Here is a 13,083-nt window from a genome sequence, read left to right as displayed (position 1 = left end):
ACGCACCATGGTCCACTGGGCCATGGCTAACAAAACCAGCCGTGAACTCACCGGAGAATCCGCACCAACCTGGCGAATCGAAACCGGCGATTCCGACAATCCAGCCTGAACCTTGATCAGATGCTCTCTAAGGACCTCGGCGTGCACGGTGGAATCGGCGGACGCCTCAGATCGCCTGAGACGGGGGAGTGGATGCTGAGAGTGACACCGCACGTAGATGTGACGTTCAACGGTCAACTGCACTCGGTCGAGTGAAGACCACGCCACCACGGAACCCCTCTGAATGTCTCGGCGTGGTGCTGAGCATGGAATCGATCAACGGGACGCACGTGATGAGACTGCGGGGTGAGCCATGAACGGCTGCCCTGTGTGCACGGAGGTACGGAGCTCCAGTCTCCACCTGGCGTGGGCCGGTCTTTCGGGGTGGGTAGCAGCGGTTACTCCGGTCAGGACACGAGTTGATGCTCCTCTGCCAGTCAATCTGCGACCACTGAATTGACCGAAACCGCCCGACCGCTGCTGGCCGCAGTTCTACGATGACGGCCCGTTCTGGGTGCTCATCCGTCTCACCCCCCCCAAGCACTCCCGCACGTCACGCCCCTCCACCCAGGGGAGATTCGGAGCAGTTCGACCGTGTACCTCACTCGTTTCTCCGTCTGCGGTTTCCGCTCGTTAGCACTGGTGGAGAACATTCCCGTCAGCAGCCCGACGATCCTGGCCGGACGCAATGACGGTGGTAAGAGCGCTGTACTGACAGCGCTGGCCTTCCTTCTGGGGGAACATCGGTTGACGGACGAGGACCGTACGTACGTCCAGTTGGAGGGGGCCGCAGGCGGCCGCTGCTCCCCGACATGGGTCGAGGGCGTCTTTGCCCTTGACGCCGGAGAACAAGCGGCCACCGCCCTGCCGCAGACCGCCCGGATCCGACGCATTGCTGAAGAGGGCCAGACAGCCCGGTGGGAGTACTTCGGCTCCCGGCCCGCGGACAGCCGTCTCCATGACGTCGGGAGAATGCTGAAGGGCGAACTGGCCGAGCTGGCGGCCGAGTTCTCGCTGACCCCGGCCGGGTCCTTGAAGGAAGATCTGGTGCAGGCCCTCAACGCCTATGCGGCCACGGCGCCCCAGGTAGAGCAGTGGCAGCCCCTTGCCAAGGAACTCCAGGAGAGATTGCCCCGACTGCTGTCGTTCGGAGGCAGGGACGAGAGCCCGGACGCTGCCGTTCGCACCGCGCTGAACAGTTGCTACGAGACGTACCTGGAGGACGAGACCCTTCAGGGGCGGGTGCGGGAGATCGAAGCGGAAGTCACCCAGCGTCTGGAGAAGGAAGCAGATTCCCTGTGTCAGCACATCCGCCGGCACTGCGGTGAATTTGTCGGTGTGCAGGTCAAGCCTGAGGTCTCCTTCAAGGGCGGCTTCAAGCGTGCCCCGCTGGAGGTGTCCAAAGCCGACGGGGAACCCGTCGATCTCACGCGCTCCGGCCAGGGCAGCAACCGCCGGATCGCGCTTGCCGTGTGGGAGTGGACCAGCAATCTGCTGGAGAGCAGCGAACTGACGGCGGGGGAGCGGGGTGAGCAGGAGCCGACCCAGACCATTGTTGTCTACGACGAGCCCGACACCCACCTCGACTACCGCCACCAGCGCACCGTCATGGACATCATCCGCAAACAGTGCACCCTGCCCCACGTCAGCGTCGTGGTCGCCACCCACTCGATGAACCTCATCGACGGTGTCGACATCGCCGACGTGGTCCACCTCCGCCTCAGCGAGAGCGGCCGCACCATCGTCGAGCGCCTGGCGGACGAGTCCCACGACGGCGTCGACTTCCACCTCGGCCAGATCGCCGCCGCGGTGGGGCTACGCAACTCCGTCCTCCTGCACGAGCGGTGCTTCCTCGCCGTGGAAGGCCCCACCGAACAGCAGTGCCTGCCACTGCTGTTCCGCCTCTCCCAGGGCCTCTCCCTCCAGGCGGCCGGTATCGCCCTGTGGGCCTGCGGCAACAACGAGGGAGCCCTGCACCTGGCCGGCTACCTCGTCAAGAACCGCCGTACCGTCATGCTGATGGTCGATGCGGATAGCCGCACCAACAAGCACTTCAAGACCGAACGCCTCATCCGGACAGGACTCGACCTGGCCACCCAGGTCTCCTACGTCGGGGAGGCCGACGGATTCAACGAACTCGAGGAACTGTTCACCGATGCCCAGTGGGCCGCGGCCGCCAATACGCACTGGCCCCGGCCCACGGGTTCGGATTGGACCACCGGGCACTTCGCCGCGCATCGCGGCGGGAAGTTCAGCGGCGCTGTTCTGACCATGATCAAAGAGCAGGCGGCGCAGACAAGTCCTGACGGCAAGGACGACATGCTCTACGCGCTGGTGACCACGCTTGCCAAGGCCGAGGATGTCCCGTCACAGCTCAGGAACGCTTTCAGGAGCATCCAGGACCTGGCTTCCTGACCAGCCTGTCGGCGCGGCGCTGCAGCATGCGTTCCTTGCGCTGCTGCAGCGTCGGAGCCGTCCACGCGTGCCAGCCCGCCTCCGCCACATGCTGGCGGCCGTGACCGCGGGCCTCGATCCCGCACCAGCGGCAACCGTTCGGAGCCACAGCAGATCCAGCGTTGGTAGAACGCGATAACGACATCACATCCTCCTTCCCCCTGACGACCATCTTGCCCCCTGCCACTGACAATCACCCGGTGGCATCGCCCACGCCAGTGACCCTCGGCGAGGCCAGTGAAACACCACCGCCACCGGCCCCCCGGCTCACAGCCGAGACAGCATTTATCAGGAAACCCGCCCGCCACCGCCCTCCCGCTGGTTACGGTCTGTGCTCATGCGGTTCCTGCACACTTCGGACTGGCACCTAGGGCGCCGGTTCCACGAAGCCGACGTGATCGACGCGCAGCGCGCCTTCCTCACCCACATCCACGCCACGGCCCGGGACAGAGAAGTCGACGCCATCCTCGTGGCCGGCGACATCTATGACCGGGCCATTCCCAGCCTCGACGCCGTACGTCTCTTCGACAGCGCACTGACCCAGCTCGCCGAGCTCCACATCCCCATCATCATGATCAGCGGCAATCACGACTCAGCCCACCGGCTCGGCGTCGGCGCCAGCGTCCTGGCGCGGGCCGGCGTGCACCTGCGGACCGACCCGGACAGCGCCTGCACCCGCCCCGTCCTGCTCGAGGACGAACACGGCACCGTCGCCGTCTACAGCATCCCCTACCTCGAGCCGTCCCTGACCCACGAGGGCCTCGACGCCGACAAGAGCCACCAGGCCGTGACCACCGCGGCCATGGACCGCATCCGCGCCGACCTCGCCTCCTACCCGCCCAACACCCGCAGCATCGTCATCGCCCACGCCTTCGTCGCAGGCGGCGAGAGCTCCACCAGCGAACGCGACATCACCGTCGGGGGACTCGACTACGTCGCTGCCAGCACCTTCCACGACATCGACTACGTCGCCCTCGGCCACCTTCACGGCGCGCAGAACGTCAACGACCGCATCCACTACAGCGGTTCACCGCTCGCGTACTCCTTCTCCGAAGCCCACCACACCAAGACCCTGACCATCGTCGACATGGCCGCCGACGGCACCGTCACTCTCGACCGCGTGAACACCCCCGTCCCGCGCCCCCTGGCCTGCCTCAAAGGCACCCTCAAGGACCTGCTGACCGACCCCGCCCACGAGCCCTTGACCGGCAGCTGGCTGCAGGTCACCCTCACTGACCCTGCCTTGCCCTACGAACCGATGTCCCAGCTGCGCCGCCGCTTCCCCTACGTCCTGTCCCTGGTGCCACCCGACCCCGGCCAGCGGAGACGGACAGGGGAGCACTCCACCTACACCCAGCGCCTGCAAGGCCGCAACGACCTCGACATCGCCTGCGACTTCGTCACGAAGGTCCGCGGCGACGCCCCCACCCCCGCCGAACACGTCCTGCTGCGCCAGGCCGTCGAACACGCCCAGCACACTGCACACGAGGAGACGGTCTGACGTGCGCCTGCACAGCCTGACCCTGCAGGCCTTCGGCCCCTTCGCGGGAACCCACACCATCGACTTCGAGTCCCTCACCGGCGAAGGCCTCTTCCTGCTGCACGGAGCTACCGGAGCCGGCAAGAGCACCGTCTTCGACGCCATCTGCTACGCCCTGTACGGCAAAACACCCGGCGACAGAGACCAACTCCTGCGCAGCGACCACGCCGCCGACCATCTGCTCACCGAGGTGACCCTCGACGTCACTCTCTCCGGCCACCGCTTGGAGATCACTCGCAGCCCCCGCCAGCAGCGACCCAAAGCCCGCGGCGCCGGATACACCTGGCACAACGCCAAAACGCTCATGCGTGAGCTCAAGCACGACGACACCACAGGCCAGGACCGGTGGGAGTCCGCCAGCAAAGCCCACGACGAGATCGGCGACCACCTCCAGGCACTGCTGGGGATGAGCCGCGACCAGTTCTGCCAGGTCGTCCTCCTGCCGCAGAACCAGTTCACCCAGTTCCTGCGCGCCAAAGCACCCGCCCGCAAGGACCTCCTCAGCAAACTGTTCCGCACCAGCCGCTTCACCGACATCGACACCTGGCTGCTCAACCGCAGCCGCGAAGCGGAAAAAGACCTCAAGGCCGCTCGCAGCGACGTCATCAGCCTTGTCGACCGCATCCACCAAGCCGCCACCGGCCTCGACCACGAATCCGACGCTCCCGCCACAGACGACCCGCAGACCCTGCCCGACGCCGCCCCCACGTGGGCAACCGTGCTGATGCGGACCGCAGCCGCACACCTCGAGACGGCCGACACGCAGATGCAGACCGCGGCCGCAGACCTGACCGAGCAGCAGGCGCACGAGCGGACCGTGGACCTGCTGCACCAGCAGCAGACCGAACACCGCACCGCAGCCGAGCAACTGGAACAACTGGACCAGCAAGCACCCCGCCAGCAGTACATCACCGACCAGCGCCAGCAAGCACGCCGCGCCGCGAAACTCGCGGCGGTCCTGCACGCCGCCCACACCGCCGCCGACGAGCACACACGCGCGGAGATCCTCGAAAGACAAGCCCGCGACACGCTGCGCGCCCCGCACGCCACCGCATCCGCCGAGGAACTCGCCACCGCCGAACAGCAGACACGGGCCCAAGCCACACTCGTCGAGGCCCTCCTGCCCCAAGAAGCCGCCATACGGCAAATGGCACAAGACCTCCGACAGCTGGACACCGAACGCCAGGCACTGGCAGCCGACCAGCTCGAAGCCGGCGAATGGCTGGGCAACGAACCTGGCCGCCGTGCCGAACTGACCGCGCGCCTGCACGCCGCGCAACGCGCCGAAACCGACAACGTCCACCAGCAGACCTCCCTCGCGGACCTGCAGCGCCGCCTCACGGCAGCCCAACAGCGTGATGACCGCCTCGCCGACGTCGCCTCCCGCGAACAGCTCTGGGAGAAAGCTGGCAAGGCAGTCGGCGAGGCCGCCCAGGCCTACATCACCCTGCGCCGGCAGCGCACCGAAGGCATGGCGGCAGAACTGGCCGCAGACCTCACCGAAGGAACACCCTGCCCGGTATGCGGCTCATGCACTCACCCCGCCAAGGCCGCTCCTCACGCCGGGCAGCCCACCCGCGAGGACGAACAGAAGGCCGAAACCCGCCACCTCGAGGCCGAGAAGACCAAGGAAGACGCCGCAGCCGCACTCCACGAGGCACGGGAACTGCTCGCCCAGGCCCGCGCCCAGGCCGGCGACACCCCGCTGGACGACATCCGGACCCTCCTGGCCAACGCCCAGACCGACCTCGAAGCGACCCTGAAGACAGCCTCCGATGCCGGACCCGCGCGCGAAGCACTCGCGGCTCTCAACCGCGACCACACGGCCATGACAGACCAGGCCACCACCGCCGGCGAACACCTAGCCGCCCGCAACACCGCATACGACCACCTCGCGACCCAGCTGGCCGAACTCCAAAGCCAACTGGACCAGGCACGCCAGCAAGCCCCCTCCATCACCGACCGCCTGACCGACCTCCACCGCACCGCCGGACAGCTCAAGACGGCCACCGGCGCCGCCACCGCCACCCTGCGGCTGGAAGCGGAGCGCACCCTGCGCGCCGACGAGGCCGAAACCGCGGCACACGAGCAGAACTTCCCCACGGCCCGCGCAGCAGAAAAAGCTCTCCTCGACGACGACGCCCTGCACACCATCGAAGAAGAGATCAAAAACTTCAGTCACCAGCGCGCCGTGCACACCGCCACCCTTGATCGCCCCGACCTCGCCCAGGCAGCAGCCCAGCCACCCGCTGACCTCGAAGGCGCCCGTCAACTGAACAAGACAGCAGCCCAACGCCACACCGACGCTGTCGCCGCCACCGCCGCAGCCCGCACCCGCCACGACCAGCTCACCGAGCTCACCACCCGCCTCACCGACAGCATCCAGCGCCTGCACCCCCTCCAAGAGGCCTACGACACCGTCCACCACCTCCACGAGGTCATCCACGGCACCTCAACGAGCAACCGCGACCGCATGGAACTCGAGGCCTACGTCCTCGCCGCCCGACTCGAACAGATCGTCGACGCCGCCAACACGCGACTGCGCCTCATGTCCGACCACCGCTACACCCTCGCCCACAGCGACGACCGCGCCTCGAACGGCGCCCGCTCCGGCCTGGGCCTGAAAATCACTGATGCCTGGACCGGCCGGGACCGAACCACCGACACCCTCTCCGGCGGAGAGTCCTTCTTCGCCTCCCTCGCCCTCGCCCTGGGCCTGGCCGACGTGGTCACCTACGAGGCAGGCGGACGCGTCCTGAACACCCTCTTCATCGACGAGGGCTTCGGCACGCTGGACGACGACACCCTCCACCATGTCCTCGACGTCCTTGACTCCCTACGCGCCCACGACCGCACCGTCGGCCTCATCAGCCACGTCCCAGAACTACGCCGGCGCATCACCAGCCAGCTCCACGTCCGAAAGGGCACCGACGGTTCCACCCTGCACCCGGTCTCCCACACCGCCGAGTAATCCCCTGACTTGCATCGCACGTCAGCAGCCGAACGTCGCGGTCGCCGGAGCCCTGGATGGACGGTGGTGCTGCGCCGGGTCTTCAGCCGCCTTGCCTGACCCGCACCGGCTCCACACGCACAGACGGCGGGCACACCCGGTCCGGCCTCAACAGCCGTACCACGGCGCCGGGATGCTCTGCCTACAGCTCTGACAAATCCACGAAGGATCACTGCATGAGTGATGCGGTGAGCTGCTGATCGTTACAGGATTTCTGGTCGTCGTGCCGTATTGATCTGAGCTGGGGATTCCGTGGAGGTTCAAAAGTCGAAGAGCCCTCTGAAGTGCGAGTTCAGTGATCATTCCGGAATCTAGTGATCGTCAAAAAATTCTCGGCCGGTGTGCATGGACCACACAGCGACCTGACCGCTCGTCGATTTGAGCTCGGCCTCCGCCACTTCATCCCAGGCGGCCCGGTCCTGCTGGGGCGGCGGCCCGTCCCAGACCTCGACATGGACCGCGGCGGTGTGGGTATGGCCGACGCTGGTGATGTCCAGGCGCCCTGGGTGAGTGCTCAGGAAAGCGTGCCGGTCGAAGTCTTCCGGGAAAGGAACCGGCAGATCCGCGTCGTCGGACTCCTGCAACCCGAAGGCGTGGAAGCCCACGTACGCAGCTACATCCTGCTGCCGTACAAGTGCAGCCATGAGCATCCTTCCGCCATCACACACCACAGACCATCCCCGAGATCCTAGGCCGGTAGGCGGGGGCGCTAACCCTTCTCGTCAGCGCCGCTGAAGGACATCGGACCCTGAGTTCGGCACTTCAATGCAGGTCGGAAGGTAGCTGCAAGGCTGCGTGGGCACACGGCAGCCGCTGTCCGACGCCGTGTGACTTTACGGTTCTGGAGTCTTCGTGCTGTCTGCTTTGTAGCGTGAAGCTGCTGCCTTCTCTTCCGCGCCAGCTAGGTCGTACGCACTGGCGGATTCAGTCCACGCTTCGTGGATCTGGAGAGGGTCGGCGTCAACAGCAGTCAGGGTTCTAGCCAACTCACCCCACGCTTCACCGGAAAGGAACCGGTCCTGGGCCGCGGTCAACATGGCAACGGCCTGTCGGCCAGCTGTGATGGCCTCGTCAAAGCGGTCTAGGTCACGGTAAGCAGTGCCGAGGTTGTTCCAGACGGTGGCCTCAGGGTGAGATTCGCCGATCTGCTGGAACTGGTTGACGGCTGTTTGGTGTGCGTGGAGTGCCTCGTCGAAGCGCCGCAACTCCTTCAGCGTGAGACCGAGGTTGTCCCAGGCGGTGGCTTCGCCATGGATGTTGCTGATCTGCTGATGGAGGTTGACGGCTGTGTGGTGTGCATGGATTGCTTCGTCGAAGCGCCGCAACTCCCTGAAAGCGACACCGAGGTTGTTCCAGGCGGTGGCCTCGCCCGGGGGGTCATTAATCTGCTGGAAGTGATTGATGGCCGTTTGTTGGGCGTTTAGTGCCTCATCAAAGCGCCCCAATTCTTTAAGCGTAATGCTGAGGTTGTTTCCGGCCGTTGCTTGACCGTATGCATCGTTGATCTGTTGGAATTGGTTAAGGGCGGTTTCGTGTGCGTGGAGCGCCTCGTCGAACCGCCGCAACTCCTGCAGTACATTTCCGAGATTGGTCCATGCGCCCGCTTCGTTGTAGGTGTCCCCGATCTCCTGGCAGTGCTTGAGATCTTCCCGGTGTGCGTGGAGTGCTTCGTCGAACCGCCGCAACTTCCGCAGGGCAGTGCCGAGGTTGTTCCAGGCTTTGGCTTCGTTGTCGGAGTCTCCGAGTGCTTGGCAGGCGTCGAGGGTGAGGGAACGTACGACGAGGAGGTCCTGGAGGCGGCGCCGCCACTCCAGATAGAAACCTAGAGTGAAGCCAAGACGGAAGCTGGCTTGCGGGCTGGTGTGGGCGGTGGCGATGAGGTTTTCGCGTTCGGCGTCAAACCATGCCAGCGCTTGGTTCCGGTCGGCGTACCGAGGCGACAGTGTTCCGCCGTGCGGGTGGAGATGAGTGTTGGCCTCCCGGGCGTATTGCACGTAGTGGTCGATGAGCCGTTGGTGTGCCTGTTCGTAGCGGCGGCGTGGGATGCGGCTGTGGGCCATGGTGGCTTGGGCTTGTTCGTGGGCGTAGGCGCGGAGAAGGTCGTGCATCTGCCAGCGGTTGCGGATTACAGGGTTGCGTTCAATGAGGTGGCTAGCGGCGAGTCGTCCGAGGAGCCGTTCGGTGGCCAGCTGCGGCTGGTCGGCCAGAACGGCGGCGGCGGAGGAGGAGATGTCAGGCCCAGGGTTAAGGGACAACAAGCGGAACAGGTCCTGCTCCTGAGGCAGGAGGCGTTCAAGGGACTGGTCGAAGGTAGTTCGCAGGCTGCGTTCTCCATCGTTCAGCCCGTCCAGGACACCCTCTGCCTGGCCGAGGGCCTCGGCTCGCTCGGAGAGAGGCTGGCCGGGGTCCTGAGCCAGAAGCGCAGCGGTGATCTGTAGGGCCAGCGGCAGATACCCGCACGCTAGCGCGACCTGTTCGGCCGCTTCCGGGTCCTGCTCGACCCGCGTGTCGCCTGGGTCATTGTTCTTCAGCGCACTATCCAGCAGGTCGACGGCGTCTTCGGGCTGAAGACGGTTGACGGTTCGCAGCCGGCCGATCCCGGTAAGGCTGTTCCGGGACGTCACGAGCATCCCGTGATGCCCGGGCGGCAGTAGAGGCTGGACCTGGGCAACCGCGGAAGCGTTGTCGGCGACTACCAGCAACCGCTCTCCCGCCTCCTGACGGGCATTCAACTGCGAACGGTAGAGCGCCTCCTGGCCCGCCCCAGGTGGCGGCAGGTGCTCGGGCCGTACGCCGAGCGAGCGCAGCAACGCCTCCAACGCGTCCGCGGCCTGCGCAGGGTGAGCGTCGTAGCCGTGCAGGTCGACCAACAGAACGCCGGTGAACCAGCCCTTCTTCTGCGCGGCATGCCCTGCGGCATAGGCGAGTGTCGTCTTCCCGACCCCGCCCCAACCGGACAGGACGGCCACCGCAGGCCCGCTGCTGGGGCGGTCAGGATCCAGGACACCCTGGATGAACGCGATGTCCTCGTCACGACCGGTGAACCCCGCCGGCGGCTGAGGCAAGGCGTCCAGCGCGGTGGGCACAGGCGCGTACTGCTGCACATACGTCTTCACCGCCATGGTGCCGTGACCCAACACCTGACTGCCCCGGAACTCTGAACCACGAAAGTCATTCCGGGCTCCGCCGCTCACTCGCCCCTGTTTTTGCGAGTTCCCGCTCTTCTTGCCCTTGCGCTTGGCGCTGCCCTTACCCCCCACGATACTGACCTACTTGTCGTAGTTGTTCGTCACCGTCATACTCCCGCTGCCCTGAACCTGACTGTTCGTGAACGTCGCACTGCGGAAGTCGTTGTGTACGGTCTCCGCCGGCTTAGCAGCCTCGGCCTGCGCGACCAAGGCCTGCAGCTCGGCCACCACCTGCTGCTGCTCCGCCTCGGGCAGTTCCTCAAGGAGAGTCTCGAGACGGGTCTGCCATCTGGAGACCTGCGCGACCTGTACCCGCTCCGCCTCATCACCCTCCCGCGCCGCCTCGAGCACAGCACGCGTCTGGTCCAAACGCTCCAGCTCTGCCTGCTCGCGTCCGGCCTCCCCGCGCCCAAAGATGCGGGCGAACCCGCCCCGGATCCCGTTCCACGCGTCTGTCCCCGCAGCCTGCACAATCGCCCCTCCGCCAGCAGCGGCTACGGCGACAAGTCCCTCGACCAACATTGACGTCCCCCAAGATCCATCAGACTCGAAGCACCAGCGTAGTGCGGCACAGTCATCAGACTCAGTGAAATCACGACAACCGGCATCCTGCAGATCGAGTCCAAGGCGGGGCGATGCCCGTTGACCAAGAGCTCAGCGAGGCCGTGCGTCCGGTGGCCCGGCGATCCACACGCAGGTAGCCCGTTTCGTCCACCAGATCAGGCCCACCGCATCCCCAGTTCGTCGAGTTCCGCCCGACGCTCCGTGCTGAGCTTGTCCGCCCGGCGGCGCGTGTTGTCCAACCACCCCCCAAGCCGCAGGCCGACGACCTGTCCGTCGTCACCCGCCATCTCTTCCACGTGCTTACGCGGGACGCGCAGGTGGCCCTCACGGGCGTGGAACTGCCGGGCCGCGGCGAGATGGGTGGCCCACCGGTCCGCCTGCGACTTCCGCACCGGCTGCAGCTCACCCTCACCCGCGGGCTCCAGCCCGAGGACGCTGTCGAGCATCCACTGCTGGACCGGCGTCAGCTTGTCCCACCCGACCCGCTGCGCGATCGCCCAAGCCCCGAGGTCTTCACCCTGCACGATCACCTCGCCCGACTTCTCCGGCAGGACGCCGGCGGAGCGCAGGTACTGCAGGGTGAGGTGAAATCCGCGCTGCCAGTCAATCCCCCACCCCGGACACCAGGCCGGGTCGATGGCATCCAGCGCCTCCAGACGGCTCTCCGACAGCTCACCAGCCGCGGAGATGCCCGTTTCCCCGGCGGCACGCCGTTTGGCGTTCTCACGCGTCTTGCGAGCGGCTGTGTGAAGTGCCGCTCAAATGGCAGGGGATGCATGTCACCTCCCTGTCATCGTTGGGATCTTCGAGTCAGCCGTTCGAACTGGTGTAACTGTTCTCGATCTACTGGCGTCCAGTGACATCATGCAATGTCAGGAAGTGGCATCAGCCCAGGACAGCTTCATGGCACTTCCTATGGAGCCCACTGAGGCTTGATGGCCCGGGTGCAGGTCGTAGGCGGCATCAGCGGCTCTGAGTCTCGGGCGGTCCCGGCCGTGACGATCAAAAGCAATGAAGCGTGGCTGGTGCCGGTGGCGGGTTCCGCCGCCCGGCCCGAGGGGCCATTCGGCTCCGGTACCTCCGCACGTGGGTGTTCACAGTTTCGCTGTTCTGGGGAACTGTTCGGTGGCTGAGGCTGGCAGCGGTGCGGGGGAGGGGATAGTTCAACCTGCCGGTCTTGCTGGCGGGTGGGGTGTAGCGGTCCGACCTGAGCTGACGCGGATGAGTTGGCCCAGCCCTATCGGTAGCTTGCTCGGTAACTCGACCATTTCCATCTTCCCCTAGCCGATGGGGAGTGTCGGCGTCGGCAACGCCTGGACCCCGGGCTTCCTCGTCACCCTGGCGGGCCGGGTGGGATTGATCGAAGTCGGCGGCCTTCCCCAGTAGAAGCGGTTTGCTGCGGACGCTATGCGCGACCGGCAGTGGCGCATGAGCGGGATCGAGCGCATCCTGGTCGAGGAGACCAGCGCCGATGCCGAACTTGACGCTCTCGTCCAGCAGTTCTTCACACGGCGGAGCGTGTTTCGCTGGTAGCCGGACCGGTCACCGCGCGCATCACGGTGACAGGGTCCCGAACGCGGCATTGGCCGTACAGTCCTCTGTACGGCGGGGGAGCGCGCGATCGAACACGCGTTTCTAGGCTGTACGAGACCCGGTATCCAGGTCCTGCCGTGGGGGGCCGGGACTGTTCCGGCCCCCCGCACTGCTCAGGTGTCAGGCGACGTTCCGCATGGCCTGCTGCAGGTCGAACTGGCCCAGGTCGGGGCGGATGGGGCTGGTGAGGGGCCCGGCCGGGTCGACGCCCAGGTCGTTCAGGCAATGGGTGATGATGAGGTCCTGGCCCGGTACGGCACGGGGGAGCACGGGCCGCCAGCTTTCCAGATCGTAGGTGTCCCCGGTGATCCACTTGCTGCCTTCGCGGGGCAGGGCGAGCCAGGAATTGAGCTGGTGGCACTCCAGTTGGTCCCAGATGGTGTCGGCCAGCCCGCCGTAGAGCCCGGGCACGCAGGCCTGGATCGCGTGCCACTGTTCGACGACCGCGTTGCGGGGAGCCGGCGAGAGGGCTGCGTCCCAGCGGGCCTGCGATGTGGGGGTGAGCACGATCTGGAACTGATCGTTGCTCCATGAAGCGACTTCGATCTTCTCGACGTACTTGCTCGGGCCGCAGTAGGCGGGAGCAGCGTGGGCGGACGGCGCGAGCCCGATCAGGCCGATGGCGGCCGCCGCTGCGATGAGGGCTGCGGCCGGTTTGCGGCCGGTCCGGCGAAGCAGCGTTGCTCGTTTCACGG

General features: G+C 66.2%; 8 protein-coding genes. 3 read left to right on the top strand and 5 right to left on the bottom strand.

Features of this window, described 5'->3' with window-relative positions; genetic code table 11:
* Nucleotides 1–633: 633 nt before the first annotated feature.
* The 3 genes from ABZT74_RS29355 to ABZT74_RS29345 all read left to right on the top strand — a co-directional run bounded on the left by ABZT74_RS29355 (nucleotide 634) and on the right by ABZT74_RS29345 (nucleotide 7,004).
* Entirely contained in the window at nucleotides 634–2,454 is a 1,821-nt protein-coding gene (locus ABZT74_RS29355; protein ID WP_356439666.1) for a hypothetical protein, read from the top strand.
* Nucleotides 2,455–2,830: 376 nt separating this feature from the next.
* Entirely contained in the window at nucleotides 2,831–3,994 is a 1,164-nt protein-coding gene (locus ABZT74_RS29350; protein ID WP_356439663.1) for an exonuclease SbcCD subunit D, read from the top strand.
* Between the two features lies 1 nt (nucleotide 3,995).
* The gene (locus ABZT74_RS29345; protein ID WP_356439660.1) at nucleotides 3,996–7,004 is read left to right on the top strand and encodes an SMC family ATPase; all 3,009 of its coding nucleotides are present in this window, start codon (nucleotides 3,996–3,998) and stop codon (nucleotides 7,002–7,004) included.
* 350 nt (nucleotides 7,005–7,354) lie between these two features.
* Here ABZT74_RS29345 and ABZT74_RS29340 read toward each other — a convergent pair whose 3' ends face one another.
* The 5 genes from ABZT74_RS29340 to ABZT74_RS29320 form a co-directional block, all read right to left on the bottom strand.
* The gene (locus tag ABZT74_RS29340; RefSeq protein ID WP_356439657.1) at nucleotides 7,355–7,687 is read right to left on the bottom strand and encodes a hypothetical protein; all 333 of its coding nucleotides are present in this window, start codon (nucleotides 7,685–7,687) and stop codon (nucleotides 7,355–7,357) included.
* A 189-nt stretch (nucleotides 7,688–7,876) separates the two neighbouring features.
* On the bottom strand, nucleotides 7,877–10,303 hold the full coding sequence (locus ABZT74_RS29335) for a tetratricopeptide repeat protein (protein ID WP_356439654.1): 2,427 nt from the start codon (nucleotides 10,301–10,303) through the stop codon (nucleotides 7,877–7,879).
* A gap of 9 nt (nucleotides 10,304–10,312) precedes the next feature.
* On the bottom strand, nucleotides 10,313–10,753 hold the full coding sequence (locus ABZT74_RS29330; protein WP_356439651.1) for a hypothetical protein: 441 nt from the start codon (nucleotides 10,751–10,753) through the stop codon (nucleotides 10,313–10,315).
* Between the two features lie 197 nt (nucleotides 10,754–10,950).
* Nucleotides 10,951–11,319, bottom strand: a complete 369-nt coding sequence (locus ABZT74_RS29325; protein ID WP_356439648.1) for a helicase associated domain-containing protein — start codon at nucleotides 11,317–11,319, stop codon at nucleotides 10,951–10,953.
* A 1,189-nt stretch (nucleotides 11,320–12,508) separates the two neighbouring features.
* Nucleotides 12,509–13,081, bottom strand: a complete 573-nt coding sequence (locus tag ABZT74_RS29320) for a hypothetical protein (protein WP_356439645.1) — start codon at nucleotides 13,079–13,081, stop codon at nucleotides 12,509–12,511.
* Nucleotides 13,082–13,083 lie beyond the last annotated feature (2 nt).

Origin of the sequence: Streptomyces sp. NPDC005302, assembly GCF_040607345.1 — a bacterium.
Classification (GTDB): domain Bacteria; phylum Actinomycetota; class Actinomycetes; order Streptomycetales; family Streptomycetaceae; genus Streptomyces.
Note: the sequence above shows the minus strand (reverse complement) of the source record. Positions and strands in the feature narration are given on the sequence as shown.